The organism is Veillonella ratti (assembly GCF_003992115.1).
Taxonomy (GTDB): Bacteria; Bacillota; Negativicutes; order Veillonellales; family Veillonellaceae; genus Veillonella_A; species Veillonella_A ratti.
The window spans coordinates 134,335-156,156 of record NZ_RQUX01000003.1 but is presented as its reverse complement, the minus strand read 5'-3'; the positions used below and the strand labels follow the sequence as shown (position 1 = coordinate 156,156).

20 protein-coding genes and 1 other annotated feature are annotated in these 21,822 nt (G+C 41.1%); of the genes, 19 read left to right on the top strand and 1 reads right to left on the bottom strand.

The genetic code is table 11. The annotated features are described in order from the left end of the window. Positions 1 to 313: 313 nt before the first annotated feature. Positions 314 to 916 carry an HD-GYP domain-containing protein gene (locus EO124_RS02480; protein ID WP_021841395.1) on the bottom strand — a complete coding sequence of 201 codons (603 nt, stop codon included), beginning with the start codon at positions 914 to 916 and terminating at the stop codon, positions 314 to 316. Between the two features lie 661 nt (positions 917 to 1,577). Between EO124_RS02480 and EO124_RS02475 the strand changes: the two genes are divergently transcribed. The 19 genes from EO124_RS02475 (at position 1,578) to ftsX (ending at position 21,820) form a co-directional block, all read left to right on the top strand. Next, positions 1,578 to 2,396 carry a basic amino acid ABC transporter substrate-binding protein gene (locus EO124_RS02475; protein ID WP_127058186.1) on the top strand — a complete coding sequence of 273 codons (819 nt, stop codon included), beginning with the start codon at positions 1,578 to 1,580 and terminating at the stop codon, positions 2,394 to 2,396. A 200-nt stretch (positions 2,397 to 2,596) separates the two neighbouring features. Beyond that, complete coding sequence (locus EO124_RS02470) at positions 2,597 to 3,358, top strand: basic amino acid ABC transporter substrate-binding protein (protein ID WP_164726535.1); 762 nt, start codon at positions 2,597 to 2,599, stop codon at positions 3,356 to 3,358. A gap of 29 nt (positions 3,359 to 3,387) precedes the next feature. Then, on the top strand, positions 3,388 to 4,578 hold the full coding sequence (locus EO124_RS02465; protein WP_127058184.1) for an aminotransferase-like domain-containing protein: 1,191 nt from the start codon (positions 3,388 to 3,390) through the stop codon (positions 4,576 to 4,578). Positions 4,579 to 4,710: 132 nt separating this feature from the next. Beyond that, positions 4,711 to 5,367: an amino acid ABC transporter permease gene (locus tag EO124_RS02460; RefSeq protein WP_127058183.1), complete on the top strand. Its 657-nt coding sequence runs from the start codon at positions 4,711 to 4,713 to the stop codon at positions 5,365 to 5,367. Further along, the gene (locus EO124_RS02455) at positions 5,364 to 6,083 is read left to right on the top strand and encodes an amino acid ABC transporter ATP-binding protein (RefSeq protein ID WP_021841390.1); all 720 of its coding nucleotides are present in this window, start codon (positions 5,364 to 5,366) and stop codon (positions 6,081 to 6,083) included. Before EO124_RS02460 ends, EO124_RS02455 begins: the two co-directional genes overlap by 4 nt. 378 nt (positions 6,084 to 6,461) lie before the next feature. After that, positions 6,462 to 6,659 carry a cold-shock protein gene (locus tag EO124_RS02450; protein WP_006556860.1) on the top strand — a complete coding sequence of 66 codons (198 nt, stop codon included), beginning with the start codon at positions 6,462 to 6,464 and terminating at the stop codon, positions 6,657 to 6,659. A 236-nt stretch (positions 6,660 to 6,895) separates the two neighbouring features. Beyond that, positions 6,896 to 7,426 carry a ribosome hibernation-promoting factor, HPF/YfiA family gene (gene hpf / locus EO124_RS02445; protein WP_021840668.1) on the top strand — a complete coding sequence of 177 codons (531 nt, stop codon included), beginning with the start codon at positions 6,896 to 6,898 and terminating at the stop codon, positions 7,424 to 7,426. 338 nt (positions 7,427 to 7,764) lie between these two features. Continuing rightward, positions 7,765 to 7,993: a binding site (T-box leader), on the top strand. Between the two features lie 42 nt (positions 7,994 to 8,035). Beyond that, on the top strand, positions 8,036 to 9,058 hold the full coding sequence (locus EO124_RS02440; protein ID WP_127058182.1) for a methionine ABC transporter ATP-binding protein: 1,023 nt from the start codon (positions 8,036 to 8,038) through the stop codon (positions 9,056 to 9,058). Then, on the top strand, positions 9,055 to 9,717 hold the full coding sequence (locus EO124_RS02435; RefSeq protein ID WP_206512521.1) for a methionine ABC transporter permease: 663 nt from the start codon (positions 9,055 to 9,057) through the stop codon (positions 9,715 to 9,717). The genes EO124_RS02440 and EO124_RS02435 overlap by 4 nt, the downstream gene beginning before the upstream one ends. A gap of 19 nt (positions 9,718 to 9,736) precedes the next feature. Then, the gene (locus EO124_RS02430) at positions 9,737 to 10,576 is read left to right on the top strand and encodes a MetQ/NlpA family ABC transporter substrate-binding protein (RefSeq protein WP_127058181.1); all 840 of its coding nucleotides are present in this window, start codon (positions 9,737 to 9,739) and stop codon (positions 10,574 to 10,576) included. A 258-nt stretch (positions 10,577 to 10,834) separates the two neighbouring features. After that, positions 10,835 to 13,279, top strand: coding sequence for a preprotein translocase subunit SecA (gene secA / locus EO124_RS02425; protein ID WP_127058180.1), 2,445 nt, complete (start codon positions 10,835 to 10,837; stop codon positions 13,277 to 13,279). Between the two features lie 88 nt (positions 13,280 to 13,367). Continuing rightward, positions 13,368 to 14,475 (top strand): peptide chain release factor 2 gene (gene prfB / locus EO124_RS02420; RefSeq protein WP_241230652.1). Its coding sequence is split into 2 segments (ribosomal slippage): positions 13,368 to 13,424 and positions 13,426 to 14,475, totalling 1,107 coding nucleotides; the frame shifts between segments, so codons are not numbered across the junction. Positions 14,476 to 14,490: 15 nt separating this feature from the next. Continuing rightward, positions 14,491 to 15,180, top strand: coding sequence for an LmeA family phospholipid-binding protein (locus EO124_RS02415; RefSeq protein ID WP_127058179.1), 690 nt, complete (start codon positions 14,491 to 14,493; stop codon positions 15,178 to 15,180). A gap of 13 nt (positions 15,181 to 15,193) precedes the next feature. After that, on the top strand, positions 15,194 to 17,236 hold the full coding sequence (locus EO124_RS02410; RefSeq protein WP_127058178.1) for a DUF5693 family protein: 2,043 nt from the start codon (positions 15,194 to 15,196) through the stop codon (positions 17,234 to 17,236). Further along, complete coding sequence (gene csaB / locus EO124_RS02405) at positions 17,229 to 18,323, top strand: polysaccharide pyruvyl transferase CsaB (protein ID WP_021840660.1); 1,095 nt, start codon at positions 17,229 to 17,231, stop codon at positions 18,321 to 18,323. Before EO124_RS02410 ends, csaB begins: the two co-directional genes overlap by 8 nt. Before the next feature lie 149 nt (positions 18,324 to 18,472). Next, positions 18,473 to 19,306 carry a transketolase gene (locus tag EO124_RS02400; protein WP_021840659.1) on the top strand — a complete coding sequence of 278 codons (834 nt, stop codon included), beginning with the start codon at positions 18,473 to 18,475 and terminating at the stop codon, positions 19,304 to 19,306. 1 nt (position 19,307) lies between these two features. Continuing rightward, a complete protein-coding gene (locus EO124_RS02395) occupies positions 19,308 to 20,240 on the top strand; it encodes a transketolase family protein (RefSeq protein ID WP_127058177.1) in 933 nt (310 codons plus the stop codon). A gap of 16 nt (positions 20,241 to 20,256) precedes the next feature. Next, a complete protein-coding gene (gene ftsE, locus EO124_RS02390) occupies positions 20,257 to 20,943 on the top strand; it encodes a cell division ATP-binding protein FtsE (protein ID WP_127058176.1) in 687 nt (228 codons plus the stop codon). Continuing rightward, the gene (gene ftsX / locus EO124_RS02385) at positions 20,933 to 21,820 is read left to right on the top strand and encodes a permease-like cell division protein FtsX (RefSeq protein WP_127058175.1); all 888 of its coding nucleotides are present in this window, start codon (positions 20,933 to 20,935) and stop codon (positions 21,818 to 21,820) included. Before ftsE ends, ftsX begins: the two co-directional genes overlap by 11 nt. Positions 21,821 to 21,822: the final 2 nt, after the last annotated feature.

Sequence of the window (21,822 nt, the reverse complement as noted above, 5' to 3'; positions counted from 1 at the left end):
TCGTTATATAAGTACAAATGAGATATATAATATTTTATTTTTACCAGGTGAAAATAAGGTCTCTGTTCATTTTGAATATGGACCTGAATATGTTGGTCCAAGAGAGACTGGAATAAGAATAATAGAGCAATATATTCAACCAAAGATCATTATGCAAGATTATATAAGGTAGAATCAGTATAGATTAGTATATGCAATTCAACCTAATAAAAAACAGCCAATCAGATTGGCTGTTTTTTATTTTGCTGCAACGCAGCTCTTTAGTTGTCATTGGGCTTATATTTTTTGAACGAATATAATGGCGTTTAATTTATTAGCCGATAATTTCAATAAAGGCTTTGACTAAATCAGGATCGAAATAAATGCCTGAACCACTGAATAATTCCTGCTTAGCCGTCTTTTTACTTTTAGACCAGGATTCCGTTGACGGATTAATAGCGGAATCATAGTAATCGGCAATGGCGATGATGCGAGCACCTAGTGGAATATTACTGCCGCATAAGTGTTTAGGAAATCCGGAACCGTCCCAACGCTCGTGATGGTATCGGATGTAGGGGATAATCGATTGACAACATGGATAGTTTTCAATCATGTTTGCCCCGTTTGCCGGATGCTGACGATATTTAGATAATTCCTGACGATTAAAGAATGGCGCTTTTTTTAAAACCGCAGAGGGCATCATAATAAGACCCAAGTCGTGCAATAATGCGCCATGTCTGATTTGTTCTATTTCGTTGGCCGGTAGCCCTAGTTTTGCGGCAATGCTGACAGAGTGATTCGCTACATTAATGGAGTGTGTATATAGCTCGTAGCTTTTCATGCGAATCATCTGCAGGAGTTGGGCACTGATAGCTTCTAGGCTATCTTTTTCCAATTCATATAAGCCCGATGGCTGCATTAAAGATAACATAAACATAATACTGAGTCCTTCCCTTTGTGTCCCCATTTAACAAGTAAACACATTATACAATATTTAGGAATTTTTTGGTATAGGTTGACGTTGCTATCTATGTATAGCAAGTTGTTGAAAAATTGAAAGATGTATGGTTGATTTATGAGAAACTAAAAGAGAATACGGTAAGTAAAGGAATTGTAAAGATTGAATACTTTCACAACCTAAAGTATCAAGGAAAATAAATATTTTTGCCATATCATTTTTATATAGACAAAGTAAAATTCTTTGCGTATAATTTCTTCATACGGGTCTGTGGTTGAAAGTCGAGGCCAGTCGCAGGCAAAACGATCCACGTAAGTAGTGCAACGACATTATGAGCATGGTGCGGCTTAGATGTAAGACCTACCGATAAAATCGAGAGGAGTAGTAGTGGGGAGCCACGGGCTTAGGAGCGAACCTTCCAGTAGGCGAGTGTGGGGGCAAAGACCAGGTCAGCCGTATGTAAAAAGGCAGCTTTCGGGCTGCCTTTTATTTTTATACAGAAATTTCTGAATTTTTATACATTTCGCTATTGACTATTTATGCAAGGTTATGTATAATCATGTCATACCAATTAGAGAAACTCAGTTGAGAGAGAGTTTGAATTCATGATTATACAAGAAGAAGAGTAGGAGATGGAATTATGTTTACACAGAAGATGAAGAAAATTATGTTAACAGGTATGGCGGTATTAGCCATGGGTGCTTTGGTGGCCGGATGCGGCAGTGATTCGAACAGCGGTCAAGCTGCTAACGGCAAGCAAGTGATTAAAGTAGGTACTAATGCGACATTTGTACCGTTTGAATTTAAGGATGAAAGTTCCCAAGATTTAACCGGTTTTGATATCGATATGGTGAAGGCAATTGCTAAAAAGATGAACGCCGATGTGCAGTTCAAAAATGTGGCCTTTGATGCTTTGATTCCAAGTCTTGGCAATAAAGATATTGATATGGCTGCTTCCGGTATGACGATTACTAAAGCAAGATCCGAAAAAGTATTGTTTGCCGCTCCTTACTATGAATCCGGTATGGCCGTAGTAGTTAAAGGTAACTCGCCTATTAATACATTAGAAGATTTACAAGGCAAAAATATTTCCGTACAAATGGGGACCACCGGTGCTGATTTAGCCGGCAAAATTGCCAATGCAACGTTGAAACAGTTCGACCACAGCAGTGATGCCTTATTAGAACTTAATAAAGGTGGCGTTGATGCAGCAGTACTTGATTTACCAGTAGCACAATATTATGCTTCTAAACATCAAGGTGATGTAAAAGTAATTCCGTATCCTAATACGAAAGAATACTTTGGCTTCGCATTTGCTAAAAACAACAAAGAATTACAGGACGCTGTAAATAAAGCATTAGCCGAAATGAAGAAAGATGGCGAATTGAACGCTATTTACCAGAAATGGTTCAAAACTGATGCCCCTGCTGATATGCCGACTGAATGGTCCGGTAACTGATTAAATCAGGGAAAATCGTTAAATTAAATGTTGTGCTCTAATTACCTTAGCCAATACATTTGAGCAACAGGAAGTACTATGTTAAAATATTTAGCAATACAAGCGCTAAAGTTTTAGCATAGTACCTTTTTGTATATTTACATGGTAGTATAAAATTGTAGTATTATTACGCAATGTTTTGTGAAATGAGGAGGAACATTATGAATTGGAAAAAAGGGTTAACCTTATTTATGGCAGTGGGCTTAGCGGCCGGTGTTTTAGCAGGTTGCGGCAGCGACACGGCTTCTGATAAAAAGGTAATTACATTTGGTGCGGAAACTACGTATCCGCCGTTTGAATATGCCGAAGATAACACCTATAAAGGTTTTGACGTAGATTTAAGTAATGCTTTGGCTAAAGAAATGGGCTATGAATCAAAATTTGTAAGTCTTCCGTTTGATGGTTTGATTCCTGCCTTGCAAAGTAAACAGATTGATGCTATTGCATCCGGCCTTGTAGTGACAAAAGAGCGTGAGGCTAAAGTTAATTTCACAGCACCGTACTATCATGTAAAACTCGTTATGGTAGTTCGTCAAGATACCAATAATGTTAATGGTGAAGCAGATATTGCCGGTAAAACCGTAGGCGCTCAAATCGGAACCACCGGTGCTATGTTGGCGCAGGAAAAACCGGGCACAACCGTTAAAGAATTCGATGCCATTAGCACGATGTTACAGGATTTAGAAGCAGGCAACATTCAAATTGCCATGCTTGATGAACCGGTAGCAAAATATTACATCCAGAAATTGAACATGAAAGATTTAAAAATTGTACCGGTTGGGTTACAAGATCATACCGTAGCGATTGCGGTGCGTAAGGATGATAAAGAGCTATTGGATAAAATGAATGCGGCTTTTGAAAAATTAAAAGCTAACGGCGAATACGATAAATTACAGCAAAAATGGTTTGGTGATATTCAATAATTATTTGTTAGAAGTGACAGGTGATACAGATGGATTACACAAAATTATATGCAAAACGGGCGCTTCAATTGGAGCGTTCCGCCATTGCGGCCTTAAAGGATGAGGCTAAAACGGTGCCGGGCATTTTGTCACTCGGCGAAGGTGTTCCGGCACCGGAATTATTCCCTGTGGAAGAATTAAGTATTGTAGCGGCTAAAGTGTTTGAAGAAGAAGGGCGTGAAGTGCTACAATATGGCGACGGTTTGGGCGGTTTGGAATTACGCCGCCATTTAAGTCGAATTATGACTAAATACGGTATTAATATTGAGCCCGACCAAATTCAGGTAACCAGCGGATCCATGCAGTCATTGGATATGGCAGCTCGTTTGTTTTTAGAAGCGGGTGATACCGTGTTAGTAGAAGACCCCACGTTTATTGACGCCAAGAATTGTTTAGCTATGACAGGTGCTTCGCTCAAGGGGATTTCTTGTGATGAAGAGGGCATGGATTTACAGTTGTTGGCAAAGGCTCTAGAAACAGACTCCTCTATTAAAGCGATATATGTGATTCCTGATTATCAGAATCCTACCGGACTTTGTTGGTCTGATAAAAGGCGCCGAGAGTTTATGGCTTTAGTTGCTAAATATAATGTAATTATATTAGAGGATAATCCTTACGGCGAAATTACCTACACCGGTAAATATCATAAAGCGCTTAGTGCTTATGATGCGAAAGGACAGGTACTTTTCATGGGAAGCCTGTCTAAAACCTTGAGTCCGGGACTAAGAATCGGTTGGGTAGCGGGCCGGGCAGATATTATGACACAGCTTTCTTTGGTTAAGGAATGCTCCGATATTCATAGTTCCTTACCGGATCATGCTTTGGCAGCCGGATTTATGAATATATATTCTTATGATGACCATGTAGCATCTATGAATAAGGTTTATAAAGATAGACGTGATACTTTGGTAAAGGAATTGCAAAATGAACTGCCGGACTTTACATTTACTGTACCGGAAGGGGGCTTTTTCTTGTGGCTCTACTTACCGGTCGGCGTGAATGAGTATGAATTTTTCAAAAATTCTATAAACGCCGGTGTTTTGGTAATTCCGGGCACTCCGTTTTTTGTAAATAAAGAGGAACGAGGCTATGTGCGGCTTAATTTTACCGGCCTTGGACCGGATGACTTAACCGAAGCAGTGAAGCGATTAGCCCAAGCTTACCAAAATATGATTAAATAACTATTGACATTGTATAAAAATACATCTATAATGACGTAAGCGTATAAAACAGTATATATATTACTCGGTAATAAAAGATGCTTGAGAATATACAGTGATTGGTAAGTATTAGTTATAAGGAAAGGGTTAGTTATGAGTTTCGATTGGAGTTTAATTTGGGATAATATACCGATTCTCTTACAAGGGGCTGTCATTACGATACAAATTACGGTAATGGCGGTTGGTTGCGGTTTTTTCATCGGTATGATTGCCGCGTTGGCTAATTTGTCACGCTTTAAAATTGTTCGTTTATTAGTTAAATGTTACGTTGAATTGTTCCGTGGTACACCGTTATTGGTTCAGATCTTTATGATTTATTTTGCCTTGCCAATGGTTATCGGACAATCCATCAACCCATATGTGGCAGCGGTTACGGCTTGTAGTATTAACTCCGGTGCTTATGTTTCCGAAATTTTCCGTGCCGGTATTCAGTCCATCGATAAAGGCCAGATGGAAGCTGGTCGTTCCTTAGGTCTCACTTGGGCTCAAACTATGCGCTATATCGTGATGCCACAGGCATTTAAAGCGATTATTCCGCCACTTGGTAATGAATTTATCGCCATGATGAAAGATACCTCCTTAGTATCGGTTATCGGCTTTGAAGAATTGACTCGTCGTGGTCAGTTGATTATTGCCAGAACTTACGGATCCTTTGAAATTTGGACAGCCGTTGCGATTATTTATTTAGTTATGACATTAAGTATTTCGCAATTAGTTGCATTCCTTGAAAGGAGATATAATATCAAATGATTAAGATGATTGATGTTTATAAAAGTTTTGGTAAAAACGAAGTCCTTAAAGGGATTAATCTTCATGTGGAACGCGGGGAAGTAGTCGTTATTATCGGACCGTCCGGTTCCGGTAAAAGTACGGTATTGCGCTGCATGAACTATTTGGAAGAACCAACCTCCGGTGATGTTATCGTAGACGGTATGAATCTAAATGTTAAAGAAAACATTAACAACGTGCGTGCCGAAGTGGGTATGGTATTTCAACGTTTTAACTTATTCCCGCATATGACGGTACTCGATAATATTACTTTGGCACCACAGAAAATTCGCAAGATGTCCAAGGAAGAAGCTGAAAAAATAGCCCTTGAGTTGTTGGCCAAAGTAGGTTTACAGGATAAAGCCGATTCGTATCCACAGCAATTGTCCGGCGGGCAACAGCAGCGTGTAGCCATTGCCAGAGCGCTCGCCATGAAGCCGAAAGTAATGCTCTTTGATGAACCGACGTCGGCGCTTGATCCGGAAATGGTAAGTGAAGTTCTTGATGTTATGAAAAACCTCGCCAAAGAAGGCATGACCATGGTTGTAGTAACACATGAAATGGGCTTTGCTAAAGAAGTGGGGACGCGCGTTCTCTTTGTTGATGAAGGCAAGATTCTCGAAGAAGGAACTCCAAAAGATGTATTTGAACATCCGACTAATGAACGTACTCAACTGTTCCTTTCCAAAATTTTATAATTGCTTTATAACGCCCTTAATTAAGGGCGTTATTTTATATGATTCAAGATGAATAAATTTTAATTATTTATGACTAAATTGTGACAGATTATTTTATGTTTTATATTAGAAAATTAATTTATGACTTTTTGATTAAAAACTTTAACAATCTTATTAAACCCTGTTCCTGTCGATGTTTCCAGCCTGGCATTAGTTCAAAATTTTTACTTCATAATTAACAAGCTGTTTAATTTTGCATAATAGAGCCATAAATAATTGTATGTATACTTATAATGCATATACAGCATAATAAACTTGTTTTTTAATACTTACTGTGCTAACCTTATTGAAGGGTACCATAAGTACTCTAATGCAGGGATTTTTTAGGAGGAATTTTTTATGCTCGGTAAAGTTAAGTGGTTCAGTGCAGAAAAAGGTTATGGATTTATTGAAAGAGAAGACGGTGGCGATGTATTCGTACATTTCTCCGCGATTCAGGAAGATGGTTTCAAATCCTTGAACGAAGGTCAAGAAGTAAACTTTGAAATCGTTGACGGACCTCGCGGCCCACAGGCTACGAATGTCACTAAAGCATAAATAACTACACTGAGAGATCGGCTTCGGCCGGTCTTTTTTATTTGCCTAAATCACAATTTTACTTGAAAAACCTGGTGAAAGCCCTTGTTTATAGGGATGGTTATGATTTGTAAAAAATTTATAAAAAATTTAAAAATTTTTCAAAAAATAAAGAGGACTTTTGTACATCCTTGGAGAATTATATAAACATAGAAACAAGTTCGTAGTTTAGAACTTGAGAAGAAAGGGTGTTTTATATGAAAGTAACAGTAAGAGGTAAGAATTTAGAAGTAACAGCAGCTCTCCGCGAGTATTTGGAAAAACGTGTAGATAAACTTGCTCGTTATTTTGATGCACCATTTGATGTACAAGCTGTGCTCTCAGTAGAAAAAGAAAATCGCGTAGTTGAACTCACCTGTTTCGTTGAAGGGATTGTTCTTCGCGGTGTTGCATCGAATACAGATATGTATGCGGCTATTGATTTAGTAGTCGATAAAATTGTTCGTCAAATTCATAAATATAAAACTCGTTTGGCACGGCGCTTCAAGAAAGAAGCAGGCTTCAAACCGGATGCATATGTTCCGGAAGTTCCCGTTCAGGAAGAAGAAATCAGCATAGTTCGCCGCAAACATTTTGCGATTAGGCCTATGAGTGTGGAAGAAGCCATTATGCAAATGAATTTGGTTGGTCATGACTTCTTTATGTTCTACAATGCAGAAACAGAAGTTATGAACGTAGTGTACCGCCGTAAAAACGGTTCCTATGGGTTAATTGAGCCGGAGCTTTAAAGGCTACTCCGAAGGGAGAATACCGTAGGACGTTTAGATAACTGAATATATAGCAGCTGTAGCAGATTGTGAGTACATAATCTGCTACAGCTTTTTTATAACATTGATTGTGCTAAAATTTTACCTAATGTGGCGGATCGGTAGTAATATACAGACAGTTTGGTAAAATGATCATGATGCTGTTGGATTTTTAGCGAATCTTTGCTATTATTATATATATAGAAATTTTTAGTAATTGTATGAATTTATTTTGACCTTGACAAAAAAGAAGTTAAAACCTATCATAATGATATGTTTTAAAAATCGATGAGAATTAAAGTAAAACATAAAAGAGTATATAAAACGCAATGAACAAAACAAGTACGTTCAATGAACCGAACAGAGAGATAAACCTAGGTTGAGAGTTTATTACGATGTAGTTGGACTGAATGCCTTTGTGAGCGGGAGAACTGAAATATTAGTAGGTTTTCACGGTGAACTGCCGTTATAGTATTTGAGTGCAACAGCTCATCCATCTGTGAGTATGCTGTTGTAAACAGAGTGGAACCGCGGGCCACCGCCTCTGTCATGGAGGCGGTAGGCCCTTTTTTATACAATAGGGGGGATTTTATGATTGAACTTAGGCATATTGACAAAGAGTTTATCATTAAAAAGCAACATGTTAAGGCTTTGCAAGATGTAACGCTGACGGTTCAGGATGGAGATATCTTTGGCATTGTAGGCTTCAGTGGTGCCGGCAAATCTACGTTGCTGCGCATGGTTAATGCTTTGGAAGAGCCCACTGCCGGTGAAGTCCTAATCGACGGTGTGAATATTAATGAATTGTCCCATAATGAACTGCGTAAAGTTCGTAAGGGGATTGGCATGATATTCCAATCTTTTAACTTGTTGAACTCGAAAACGGTTTTTGATAATATTGCGATTCCGCTTCGTTTGAATAAAGTGGCGGAAGATGTGATTGAGAAAAGAGTCAAAGAGCTATTGGAATTCGTAAATTTACCGGACCGAGCCAATGCGTATCCGACTCAATTATCGGGCGGGCAAAAACAGCGTGTCGGTATCGCTCGAGCACTTGCGACGAATCCGTCTATACTGCTTTGTGACGAAGCGACCAGTGCTTTGGACCCGGAAACGACGGAACAAATTTTAAAATTGTTAAAACGAATTAACAAAGAATTTAATATTACGATTCTGTTGGTAACTCATGAAATTAATGTAATCCAGGAAATTTGTAATCGCGTAGCTGTTATGGAGCATGGTCGTGTCGTAGAAATGGGCACTGTCCTTGATGTTTTCAGTCATCCAACGCAGAGCATGACAAAGCGTTTCGTACAGACTGTTATTCCGGAACGTATTCCGGACAATGTGGTAGCACAGTTAAAAGCGGATACAAGATCATATGAATTAGTGAAATTACGCTTCTTGGGTGACGCAGTAACTAAAAATGTTATCTATGAAGTAAATCGCAAGTTCAACGTGGAAACGAATATCGTATTTGCGTCGGTTAACCAATTGCAAGATTCGGCTCTGGGCATTTTTATTTTACAAGTGGTCGGTGCTGCGGCAGATTTGGAAGCAGCCAAAAAATATATGTGTGATGCAGGACTGGAATGTGAGGTGATTACGTTATGATGCCGGATTTGGGAGTACCGAACGAGCAAATTATTCTGGCGGCCCAAGAGACGTTGTACATGGTATTCGTGTCACTGATCATCGGGTCTATTATCGGTCTTATTTTGGCAGTTATTTTAGTACTGACCAATAAGGACGGTATTTTAAGAAATAATTATGTCTTTGCTGTAGTGAATACGGTCGTTAATATTATTCGTAGTGTGCCGTTCATCATTTTGATGGTGTTTATTTTACCGCTTACCAAATTATTAATCGGAACGCGTATCGGGACGACGGCGGCCTTAGTTCCGCTGGTTATTTTCATTGCGCCATATTTGACGCGTTTGTTTGAAAACTCGTTACTTGATGTGGATAAAGGGATTATTGAAGCGGCGCAAGCTATGGGTGCTTCTCATTTTGAGATTGTTTGGCATTTTATTTTGCCGGAAGCAAAAGCCTCCTTAATTTTATCGGTTACAACCGGTACAATCGGGCTTATCGGAGCAACGGCAATGGCCGGAGCTATCGGGGCCGGCGGGGTCGGCGATTTGGCGCTCACATACGGGTACGAACGTCTGAACTTCCCGCTAATGTTGTTTACTGTTGTTGTGCTTGTTATTTTTGTTCAGATTATTCAAACTGTGGGTAATCATTTTGCATTTAAAATGCGCAATCATTGAGAAAGAAAGTAGGGGTATTATGAATTTCAAACGTTTTAAGAAAATTGGTGTGTTGTTGGCGGCTACCGTGTTAGGCGCCGTGTTATTGGCCGGTTGCGGTAATGACTCCGCAGCAGGTGACAAAAAAGATTTAGTTTTCAGTAAATCGCAGGGACCGTACTCGGAACTCTTTGAACAAGCTGTTAAACCGATTATGGAGAAGAAAGGTTACAAGATTACGGCTCGCGATATGTCCGACTTAGTACAGGCTGACGTAGCTTTGAATGACGGCGAAGTAGACTTTAACGTTGAACAACATACAGCGTATATGAATAACTTCAATGAAAAGCAAGGTGGCCATTTGGTAGCGTTGACTCCGATTCCTACAGTACCGGCCGGCATCTATCCAGGCGCTAAAACTCAGCTTAGCCAAGTAGCTAACGGTGATACTATCGCTGTTCCGAATGATGCATCTAATACGGCCCGTGCCTATGCATTACTTCAAAAAGCAGGCCTTATCAAATTGGATCCGAATAAAGATTTGGCCACTGTAACTAAAGCAGATATTGTGGAAAACCCATATAATCTTAACTTTGTAGAAATGAAGTCCTTAACAATTCCATCGGTTCGTACTGACTTTGCGTACATCGTAATTACCGGTTCCATCGTATACAATGCTAAAATCGATCCTTCTACAGCTTTAATGAAAGAAGACATTTTACCATACTTACTCTTACAGCTCGTTGTATTGGATAAGAATAAAGATACCCAATGGGCTAAAGATTTGAAGGATGCGTATAATTCGCCTGAATTCAAAGAATACATGAAAACCCATAACAACGGTTTATGGTATGTACCTGAAAACGCTGACAACAAATAAGATTGCTTTAATGACCCCTTCAACATAGAAGGGGTCATTTTTTTGTATTTGCACTTAGCAAGCTTTAAGATAACGATTTTCACTTAGCAAACCAAAAGAGGGAAATACTTATTTTGTATAAAATCGGTCACACTTCCGTATATAATATGTAAAAAGCTTATTACTTACACTGTATATTTTGGTTTTTTTAGAAACTTTGTGATATAATTAATTGAGTATGTATATAAGAGAATATACAGACCTAAGGAGTTGAGATATTTGTTTGGTTTTATACAAAGATTAATTGGTAATAACAGCGCACGCGAAATAAAAAAGATGCGTGCCATTGTAGATGAAATTAATGGCTTAGAGCCGAGTCTTAGCGGTTTAAGTGACAGTTCATTAGCTGCTAAGACACAAGAATTTAAGAAACGACTGGCTGACGGTGAAACATTGGATGATATTTTACCGGAAGCATTTGCGGTTGTTCGTGAAGCTTCGAAGCGCGTGCTCGGCATGCGCCATTTTGACGTACAGCTTATCGGTGGTATTACTTTGCATCGCGGTAATATCGCAGAAATGCGTACCGGTGAAGGTAAGACCTTGGTAGCTACCTTGCCGGTGTATTTAAATGCCTTAACCGGTAAAGGTGTGCATGTTGTTACGGTCAATGACTATTTGGCAAAACGTGACAGCGAGTGGATGGGTAAATTGTATCGTGCCCTTGGGTTGAGTGTTGGTCTTATTGTAGCCAACCTTGATTACAATCAGCGTAAATTGGCTTATGCTTCTGATATTACATACGGCACCAATAATGAATTCGGGTTCGACTATTTGCGTGATAACATGGTTATTCATGCCGAACAAATGGTACAGCGTCCGCTTAATTATGCCATCGTCGATGAAGTTGACTCCATCCTCATCGATGAAGCCCGTACACCGCTCATCATTTCCGGTCCCGGCGAACGCTCTACGGACAGCTATTATACGTTGGCAAAAGTTGTACCGCAATTGGTAGCCGGTGAAGATTATACGATTGATGAAAAACAAAAAACAATCGCACCGACTGAATCGGGTATTGCCAAAGTTGAAAAAATGCTTAAAATCGAAAACTTATACGATTCGGCCAATTTGGAATTGAATCACTTGTTAAATGCATCTTTACGTGCTTATGCCATGATGCATCGCGATAAGGATTATGTAGTTAAAGACGGACAGGTTGTTATCGTTGACGAATTTACCGGTCGTTTGATGTTCGGTCGTCGTTATTCCGACGGTTTGCATCAGGCCATCGAAGCCAAGGAAGGCCTTAAAGTTGAACGTGAAAGCCAGACTTTGGCATCCATTACGTTCCAGAACTACTTCCGTATGTATGAGAAATTAGCGGGCATGACCGGTACAGCCAAAACGGAAGAACAGGAATTTAACAACATTTACGGTTTGGAAGTATATGAAATTCCGCCAAATAAACCTTTACTTCGTAAAGATTTGCCGGATTTGATTTTTAAAACTAAGAAGGCGAAATACAAAGCGGTTGTTAAAGATGTAGTAGAACGCCATAAAAAAGGCCAGCCTGTATTGGTAGGTACAACTTCGATTACACAATCGGAACAGTTAAGTGATATGCTCCTTAAGAGCGGCGTACCACATAATGTGTTGAATGCTAAACACCATGAAAAAGAAGCGGAAATCGTAGCCAATGCCGGTCAGCGCGGTATGGTAACGATTGCCACTAACATGGCCGGTCGCGGTACAGATATTTCCTTAGGCGAAGGTGTGGCTGAACTTGGCGGTCTCCATATTTTGGGTACCGAACGTCATGAAAGTCGCCGTATCGACAACCAGTTGCGCGGCCGTTCGGGTCGTCAGGGCGATCCGGGCTCCAGTCAGTTCTTCTTATCTTTGGAAGATGACTTGATGCGTATTTTCGGGGCCGATAATATTTCCGGTATGATGGATAAACTTGGTATGGAAGAGGATGAACCGATTGAACACTCTTTGATTACTAAATCTATCGAACGTGCTCAGAAGAAAGTAGAAAATCATAACTTTAATATTCGTAAATATATTTTGGAATATGACGATGTTATGAATCAGCAGCGTGAAGTTCTTTATGATCAACGCCGCAAAATCTTGGGCAATGAATCGTTGCGTGACACCATCATGGAAATGGTTGATTCTTTAGTAATTAAAGCTATGAATCAATATGCCGATGAAAAATTATATCCGGAAGAATGGGATTATGAAGGTCTATTAAAACATTTAGAACTTTTCTTCTTAGAACCGGGACAGCTTACGGTGGCTGAAATGGAAGATTTGGGCCGCGGTGAATTGCAAGAACGTTTGCTTGCTATTGCGCATGAAGAATATGATAAACGAGAACAACTCATTGGCGAAGCCAATATGCGTGAACTCGAAAAAGCAGTTATGCTTAAAGTTGTGGACAGCAAATGGATGGAACATTTGGATTCCATGGATATGCTCCGTGAAGGTATCGGCCTTCGTGCATACGGTCAGAAAAATCCGCTTGTTGAATACAAATTTGAAGCGTATGATATGTTTGAAGCTATGATTGAAGCCATTCAGGAAGATACGATTATGTATCTCTATCGCATTCGTATCGAATTGAATGACAATGTGATTGAAGAAGAATCAGCTGCAGATCCCCTGGCCAATGCGCAAACCCATCATGATGATGTGTTGGAACCACAAAATGTAGATTAGAACACGCAGAATGGTTCGTTGCCGGGAGTTATTTTCGGCACGGCCATTTTCTGCTTTTCAGTAGTATTATCAGAAAGAGGTGAATAGATTGTTAGAGGATTTAAAAGGCCCTATTGACAATTTAGAGGAGCGTATTTATGGAATGAGGGATTCACTTTAACATCGCTCAGAAGGAAGATCGTATATTTACGTTAGATGTTAAAATGAGTGACCCTGAATTTTGGAATGATCCGGAATCGGCGAAAGAAATTTCCCAGGAAGCGACCCAGCTTAAAGATGCCGTAGAAGGTTATAAAGCATTAGTCGGAGAGATTGAAGACTTAAAGCTTATGCTTGATATGGCCATCGATGAGCAGGATACTTCCATGGAAGTAGAACTTAAGACTCAGGTTGAACACATTACGGAAGAAGTGGAACGGCGTGAAGTATTGTTGTTACTTAGCGGTGAATATGATACGAATAATGCCATTTTAACTTTCCACGCCGGTGCGGGCGGCACGGAAGCTCAAGACTGGGTATCCATGCTGATTCGTATGTACTTGCGTTGGGCGGAGCAACACGGCTTTGCCATTACTATGATGGATGAACAACCCGGTGATGAAGCAGGTATAAAAAGTGCCACTTTCCTCATTAAAGGGGAAAATGCTTTCGGCTATTTGAAGTCTGAAAAAGGGGTACATCGTTTGGTTCGTATTTCGCCGTTTGATGCGAATGCACGACGCCATACATCCTTTGCGGCCGTTGATGTTATGCCTGAAATTGATGATACCGTAGACATTCATCTGGATATGAAGGATGTACGTGTTGATACCTATCGCGCCAGCGGTGCCGGCGGTCAGCATATCAATAAAACTGACTCCGCTATTCGTATGACCCACATTCCGACGGGCGTAGTAGTCCAATGTCAGAGTGAACGTTCACAGATTCAAAACCGTGAACAAGCGTTAAAACTGTTGCGTGCCAAATTGTTTGAACTGGAATTGGAAAAACAAGCGGAATTAAAAGAAAAGATCGGCGGGACCTATCAAGCTATTGAATGGGGAAGCCAGATTCGTTCTTATGTATTCCATCCGTACAATTTGGTCAAAGACCATCGTACCGGTGTAGAAACAGGGAATATTCAATCCGTTATGGACGGTAATTTGGATGCCTTCATGGAAGGGTATTTGAAGAAAGAAGCTAATTTGAAAATATAGGAGACGATTACAGAAATGAAAAAGTTTATCGCCTTTTTAGTTGTTGTCATAGTAGCTATTGTAGTAGCGGCACAATTCTTTTTGCCGAGTTTTGTGGCTAACAAACTGGAACAGGAAATTAACAATAAATTACATCCTGAAACAATTTCCTTACGCATTGAATCTTCACCGGCTATTGCCATGGTTGGCGGTCGCGTAGATGTTATGCGTGGTGTTTTGGAAAATGTAAAATTAGGCAATTTAAATTTTGCTGATGTTCATATGGATGTAAATAATTTAGAATTCAGTCCTATCGCTTTATTTATGAACCAGACCATGGAAATTCAGCAAATGGGCAAAGGTGAAATCGAAGGTACTGTTACAGCTTCTGACTTGAAAGACTTCATGGAACAAGCTGTAAAAGGCCTAACCATTCAAGATGTAGTGATTAATTCTGACGGCATTGAAGTAGTCGGGTCGGTGGACATGGGCTTTGTGCGTGGTACTGCCAGCATTAAAGGCAACTTGGAAATCAAAAATAATGCCCTCGTATTCTCACCGCAGCGCTTTGAAATTAACGGCGCCGGCATCGGTGGTTTAAATGCGTCCGTATTAAAACAGATTACTATTTATGACTTTGCGGAATTCCCAATTCCTGTAAAAGCCGATCGCATTGAAACAGAAAATGGAGAACTTCATTTGTTTGTCAATCCGATAAGTAAGTAAGAAAGGTGTTACTGTGAAGGAAACTAATAGAAAAAAGAGAAAACATTCTTTAGTCCTTATTGCGATTATTATTATCGGTTTGTTGGCCGGATTATTCCTGGTGCAACAGCGTCATCAAGTGGAAGAAGCCCAAAATCAGATTGAAAATATAGTCGACTATGATGCTGTATTGAGAGCTTCTTCTTTTGAAAAGCGAAGTACGGCTGACGCCTTAAAAGCCTTAAAAGATGCAGGCGTTACAGGGATGGCCATTTATGACCGTACCCTTACCAAGGCTCGTGATGCCGGTGAGATTTTAGTCTATCATGGTGAAGATGCGGCTATTATGCAGTTCTATGGACCACAACCGCAGCCGGGTTACACCTATATCGTAGCGGCGCCCGGTAAGGAAGGCTACTTCAAGGAAATTCATGAAGATTTGGTTCAACGCTTAGGTAAGGATAAAGTAGGGGTTATGTACTCCAACCGCGGACCTGTTTTGGCATTGTCACAGCCATACGAAGCATTGATGGATATGAATTTAAGCATCTCCCGTTTACAGGCTGAAGAAGTAAGCCGTCAGGGCTTCGACGTTATTGTACGTCCTACTAACTTTAAGCAGGTTACCCGTGAAAATGTTGACCTCGTGTTTAGTCGTTTGGATGGTATACCTAATGTAACGGGCATGGTTTTTGTAGGCAAGGAAGCGTTAGGCTATCCTAATTTTATCGGCCTTACTAATGAATATTTGCATAATTTGCGTATTCCGGTTGTAGGGATTGAAGCGGTAAATCAATTGCAATATGAAAATCAGGTCGGTTTTAACAATGACTTAGCCGTAGCCGATGAATACAGTGTTGGTCGCTTATATACAATTGCTAAGGACGAGTTCAAAAAATTACCACCTGAAGAAGTGGCGCAACGTTTTTATATCAGTGATATTGAACGTAATATTCGCTTTAACTTATTGCCGATTTATGAAGAAGGCAGCGATAATAAGACGGCCTTAGAATCAAGTATTACGTACATGAAATCGCTTAAAGAAAAACTGGAAGATCGCGGCTTTACCTTTGGTCGTGCTTCTATTTATCCGCCATATACACCGGGGCCAATCGCAGTTGTGTTGACCATGGCCGGCGCCGTGGCCCTCTTTACCTTTATGGTTAACTTACTCTTGCCGATGCGTAAGCACCGTCAGTTAGTATTAAACTTTACGTTGCTGTTAATTACAGTAGTACTTTATACAGTAACGGGTGGTACTTTAATCACTCAAATTTGGGCCTTAAGCACAGCGATTGCTGCACCGGTTGTGGCTATTATCCTCATTATGGATTGTTGGGTACGTCGGGCTGACGGACCGGCCGTAGGGCCTTGGCGGGCGACCCTCGATGCTGCCGTATATCTTGTAGGGGCTGCTCTTATTGCGGCTATCGGTGGTATTATGATCGCCGCTATGCTTGGTAATACACGCTTTTTCATGGAATTTGCTTTATTCCGCGGTGTTAAATTGGTATTCGTAGCACCGATTATATTGACCGCGATTGCTTATTTACAGCGATTTCCACTTTGGCAGGGTCGTACGATTGATTCCTGGCCTGAATGCCGAAGCTTTATGAAATCTTTCTTGACCTTGGACGTTAAGATTTATATGATTGCTATTTTTGCTATGCTTGGCGTGGTTGGCTGGGTCTTTGTGGGGCGCAGCGGTCATACAGCCGGTGTGCCGGTGCCGGGCTTTGAAATTGCCTTACGCCGTTTCTTAGAAAATACATTATATGCTCGTCCTCGTGAAAAAGAATTTTTAATAGGTCATCCCGCTTTGATGTTGGCATCTTTTGCCCTCTTGCGTCGTTGGCCTATGGTTTTACATTTCTTATTTACAATTGCCGGGGTTATCGGTATCGGATCCATGGTGGAAACCTTCTGTCATTTACGGACGCCGGTTATGATGTCCATTGCACGCGGTTATGACGGCCTTTGGTTAGGCGTTGTTTTCGGCGTTGTGGCAATTTTAGTATTCCGCTTCTTAGCCTATGTGGTTACATGGGCTCGTAAACGGGAGGTAGCTAATGACTAGACTTGTTATCTCCGGTTATTACGGGTTCGGTAATGCAGGTGATGAAGCCATGTTGGCTGCTATTTTGGAAGCTATTTTAGAAGTAGTACCGGATGCGGACATTACCGTTATTTCCGGCAATCCAGGTCACACCGCAGCCAATCACGGCGTCAAGGCTATTGGCCGTTTTGACATGTTTGGTATTTTAAATGCCATCGGTCGCTGTGATTTATTGATTAGCGGTGGTGGCAGTTTATTGCAGGATGTAACGAGTAAACGCAGCTTATACTACTATTTAAGCATTATTACTTTGGCCACGAGTTTTGGTAAAAGGGTTATGCTCTATGCACAGGGCATCGGCCCGCTTCGCCGTAAACGAGCACGTCAGATTGTCGGTCAGGTATTGAATAAAGTCACTATGATTACCGTCCGTGATGAGCGTTCCAAAGCGGAATTGCTCGATATGGGGGTAACTAAGGTGCCTATTCAGGTGACCGCCGATGCAGTGTTGGCCATGCATCCCGTAGATAAAACTATCGGACGACGCTTATTAAAACCGTATCAGTTGTCCGGCGTACGTTATCGCGTAGGTGTATCGGTGCGCAATTGGAAGCAATCGATTGCCTATCGCGGCGAATTGGCCAAAGCACTCGACCGATTGCATGAGGAATTGGGCGCCCAAGTGGTATTCATTCCCATGCAGCATCCGGCGGATACGCAAGAAGCTATGGCCATTAAAAGCCTTATGAAGAGTGAACCGGTAGTGTTGGAGCGCATGTATAATACGACCGAGCTTTTAGCTTTGGAAGGTTGTATGGACGTTTTAATCGGGGTTCGCTTACATGCTTTGGTTTTTGCGTCTTTAATGGAAAAACCCGTAGTAGGCATTTCGTACGATCCTAAAATTACCAATTTCTTACAGATGATTGGTCAGGAGCCGGTAGGGACTTTGGATGAAATCGAAAGTGATACCATATACGCTGCGACGGCCGGTTTTCTTGAAAACTCCGCATTACAGCAACAGGTGGTACAACGCATTATTAAGCTTCGCGAAGAATCACTTAAAAATGCACATATTGCTTTGTCGCTCTTGGATACACCTAAATAGTATATATATATATGCCGGTTGCTTGGCTTATAGGCAGCACTGGCAATTATATGGCTAAAGGTTTACAATAATATTGTTTTATATCGAATATTTCGTTAGAATTCAGAAATCTGCGTTACTTATTTTCCTAAAAGGAATGGAGGGTCTTTATGACAACATTAACAGCTGAGCAGAAGTCGTTAGTTCAAGAAAAGGCGACTGCAATTCGCGTAAGCATTCTCAAAGCCGTAACCGCCGCTAAATCGGGACATCCCGGTGGTTCTTTATCCATTGCGGATCTCATGGCGTTACTGTATTACGTAGAAATGAACGTTGATCCGAAGAATCCGAAAGACGGCAATCGTGACCGTTTTGTATTATCTAAAGGCCATGCAGCGCCGGCTTTATATGCCACGTTAGCAGAAAAAGGCTTTTTTGATAAAGGTGAATTGGAAAATTTACGTAAAATTGATTGCATGTTACAAGGCCATCCCGATATGAAACATACACCGGGCGTTGATATGTCTACCGGTTCCTTGGGCCAAGGCATTAGTGCCGCATGTGGTATGGCATTGGCCGGACGCATCGACAAAAAAGACTATCGCGTTTTTGCCGTACTCGGTGACGGTGAATTGGAAGAAGGTCAAGTTTGGGAAGCCGCTATGTTTGCCGGTTTCTATAAACTCAATAATTTGACTGCTTTCATCGATTTCAACGGTCTCCAAATCGACGGTGATATTCGCGAAGTAATGTCGCCGTTACCAATCGCGCCTAAGTTTGAAGCTTTCAATTGGAATGTAATCGAAGTCAACGGTCATGACCTTGATGAATTACACAATGCTATTGAAGCCGCTAAAGCTTGTACCGACAAACCGACAGCAATCGTGATGAACACTGTTAAAGGTAAGGGCGTTAAAGAAATGGAAGGTCAGGCAGGCTGGCATGGTAAGGCGCCGTCCGCTGAAGAATATGAAAAATTCGTAGCAGAATTGTTGGAGGTGTAAGATGGGTAAAGCAACACGTGAAGCATATGGTAATGCCTTAGTGGCTGTTGGCGCCGCTAACGAAAATATAGTTGTATTAGATGCGGATTTATCTAAATCCACTAAAACGGATAATTTCAAAAAAGCTTATCCGGATCGTTTCTTTAACGTAGGGATTGCGGAACAGAATTTAATTAGTGTCGGTGCCGGTTTGGCAGCAGCCGGTAAAATTCCGTTCGTGTCTTCGTTCTCTATGTTTGCTACGGGTCGTGCTTTTGAACAGGTGCGCAATGCCGTATGTTATCCTAAATTAAACGTAAAAATCTGTGCTACTCATGCGGGTATTACGGTAGGTGAAGACGGGGCCACTCATCAGAGTCTTGAAGATATTGCCTGCATGCGTGCTATTCCTAACCTTAAAGTAGTTGTTCCTGCCGATGAAGCGGAAACAACAGCGGTTATTAAATGGGCTGCCGATTATGAAGGTCCTGTATATGTTCGTTTAGGCCGTGCCGGTGTAGACGATGTAACTCCGGAAGGCTATGAATTTACACCGGGGAAAGCTGTTGAACTCGCAGTCGGCAGTGATGTAACGATTATTGCCTGCGGTGCTTTGGTAGGTCCTGCCGTTCAGGCCGCTAAATTATTGGCTGAACAAAATGTAAAAGCTCGTGTACTTAATATGGCATCCATTAAACCGATTGATGCTGACGCTATTGTGAAAGCGGCTAAAGAAACCGGTGCCATTGTAACAGCTGAAGAACATAATATTTATGGCGGTTTAGGTGCTGCGGTAGCTGAAGTGGTAACGGAATTTGCGCCGGTACCGGTTATTCGCATCGGCACGAAGGATACATTCGGTGAATCCGGTACACCTAAAGAGTTGATGGCCAAATATGGTCTTACTGCAGAAGATATCGTGAATGCTGCTAAAACAGCGATTGAACGAAAATAGTAAAGGAAGTTAATCAATGATTCAATTTAACCATGTCAACAAAGTGTACGACAATGGCTCGCTGGCTTTGGATGACGTAACTATACATATTGAGAAGGGTGAGTTCGTACTTATCTGTGGTCCTAGTGGGGCTGGGAAATCCACGTTTATCAAACTATTATCACATGAAGTAGTACCTGATTCGGGAACCGTTATCGTAAATGACATGGAAGTCTCTCATTTGAAAAAACGGAAAATTCCGTATTTACGACGTCGTTTGGGCATTGTGTTCCAAGACTTCCGTCTTTTGCCAAACAAAACGGTAGCGGAAAACATTGCCTTTGCACTTGAAGTAATTGAAGAAAAACCAAAAGTTATTAAGGAACGAGTTGCCGCCGTATTGGATATGGTCGGCCTCGGTCATAAAGCTGATGATTTACCGCAGGATTTGAGCGGCGGTGAACAGCAGCGTGTAGCCATTGCCCGTGCCATCGTTAATAAACCGTTAGTGCTCATCGCCGATGAACCGACGGGTAACTTGGATCCTAATACCAGTAAGGGAATTGTGGAATTGTTTAAAACAATCAACAATTCAGGGACAACCATCGTTATGGTAACGCATGATATGGAAATGGTTAAATATTTAAATAAGCGGGTTATTGCATTGGAAGATGGCCGCGTAATCAGTGATAGAATGCGAGGTGCTGAATTCAATGAAGCTTAGAACGTTTAGATACTTTGTGAAAGAGGCTCTCAAGTCTATGAGTCGCAACGGTCTCATGACTTTGGCTTCCATTTCCACAGTAGCATTATCTTTATTTATTCTGGGGGTTTTTACTACCGGGGTTGTAAATCTCAATAATTTGGCTTCCAACTTGGAAAGTCAGGTAGAAATCAGTATTTATATGAAAGACGGCTTGACTACCAACCAAGTTATGGAAGTCGGTAAAAAACTAAAAGCCTTACCAAAAGTAAAAAATCTGGAATTCGTCAATAAAGACGAAGCGATGAAGCGTTTTAAAGATCGCCTTGGCGATCAGCAGGGTTTAGTAGCCGCTTTGGACGGCAATAACCCATTGCCATCGGCCTATGTGATTACTTTTGAGGACCCGGAAGAAGTAAAAAGTACGGCTAAATTAGTAGCTACGTTCCCTGAAGTGGAAAGTGCTCATTACGGACAAGATGTAATCGAACAGATTTTTAAAATGACTCAGGTTATCCGCATCGGCGGTATTGCTCTTATTGCCTTCTTGGCAGGGGCTACCTTGTTCATCATTTCCAATACGATTCGCCTTACCGTTTTTGCCCGTCGTAAAGAAATCGGTATCATGAAATATGTAGGGGCCACCAACTGGTTTATCCGTTGGCCGTTCCTCATTGAAGGTATGTTGCTCGGTTTTATCGGCGGCGCTATTGCGACGGCTTGTGTTTGGGAATTCTATCACTTCATCACCCTTGAAGTAGAAAATTCCTTGGCATTCTTGCCGTTAGTACCGATGTTCCCATTCTTCTATGACTTGAGCGCTATTTTATTGGGCGTAGGTGTCTTGGTAGGGGCTATCGGTTCCACTATTTCGTTGAAACAGTATATGAAGGTATAAGA

Excerpts from the sequence above, each read along its gene's own strand:
- EO124_RS02480 (WP_021841395.1), bottom strand. The coding sequence starts at position 916 with ATGTTTATGTTATCTTTAATGCAGCCATCGGGCTTATATGAATTGGAA.
- EO124_RS02475 (WP_127058186.1), top strand. The coding sequence starts at position 1,578 with ATGTTTACACAGAAGATGAAGAAAATTATGTTAACAGGTATGGCGGTA.
- EO124_RS02470 (WP_164726535.1), top strand. The coding sequence starts at position 2,597 with ATGAATTGGAAAAAAGGGTTAACCTTATTTATGGCAGTGGGCTTAGCG.
- EO124_RS02465 (WP_127058184.1), top strand. The coding sequence starts at position 3,388 with ATGGATTACACAAAATTATATGCAAAACGGGCGCTTCAATTGGAGCGT.
- EO124_RS02460 (WP_127058183.1), top strand. The coding sequence starts at position 4,711 with ATGAGTTTCGATTGGAGTTTAATTTGGGATAATATACCGATTCTCTTA.
- EO124_RS02455 (WP_021841390.1), top strand. The coding sequence starts at position 5,364 with ATGATTAAGATGATTGATGTTTATAAAAGTTTTGGTAAAAACGAAGTC.
- EO124_RS02450 (WP_006556860.1), top strand. The coding sequence starts at position 6,462 with ATGCTCGGTAAAGTTAAGTGGTTCAGTGCAGAAAAAGGTTATGGATTT.
- hpf (WP_021840668.1), top strand. The coding sequence starts at position 6,896 with ATGAAAGTAACAGTAAGAGGTAAGAATTTAGAAGTAACAGCAGCTCTC.
- EO124_RS02440 (WP_127058182.1), top strand. The coding sequence starts at position 8,036 with ATGATTGAACTTAGGCATATTGACAAAGAGTTTATCATTAAAAAGCAA.
- EO124_RS02435 (WP_206512521.1), top strand. The coding sequence starts at position 9,055 with ATGATGCCGGATTTGGGAGTACCGAACGAGCAAATTATTCTGGCGGCC.
- EO124_RS02430 (WP_127058181.1), top strand. The coding sequence starts at position 9,737 with ATGAATTTCAAACGTTTTAAGAAAATTGGTGTGTTGTTGGCGGCTACC.
- EO124_RS02415 (WP_127058179.1), top strand. The coding sequence starts at position 14,491 with ATGAAAAAGTTTATCGCCTTTTTAGTTGTTGTCATAGTAGCTATTGTA.
- csaB (WP_021840660.1), top strand. The coding sequence starts at position 17,229 with ATGACTAGACTTGTTATCTCCGGTTATTACGGGTTCGGTAATGCAGGT.
- EO124_RS02400 (WP_021840659.1), top strand. The coding sequence starts at position 18,473 with ATGACAACATTAACAGCTGAGCAGAAGTCGTTAGTTCAAGAAAAGGCG.
- EO124_RS02395 (WP_127058177.1), top strand. The coding sequence starts at position 19,308 with ATGGGTAAAGCAACACGTGAAGCATATGGTAATGCCTTAGTGGCTGTT.
- ftsE (WP_127058176.1), top strand. The coding sequence starts at position 20,257 with ATGATTCAATTTAACCATGTCAACAAAGTGTACGACAATGGCTCGCTG.
- ftsX (WP_127058175.1), top strand. The coding sequence starts at position 20,933 with ATGAAGCTTAGAACGTTTAGATACTTTGTGAAAGAGGCTCTCAAGTCT.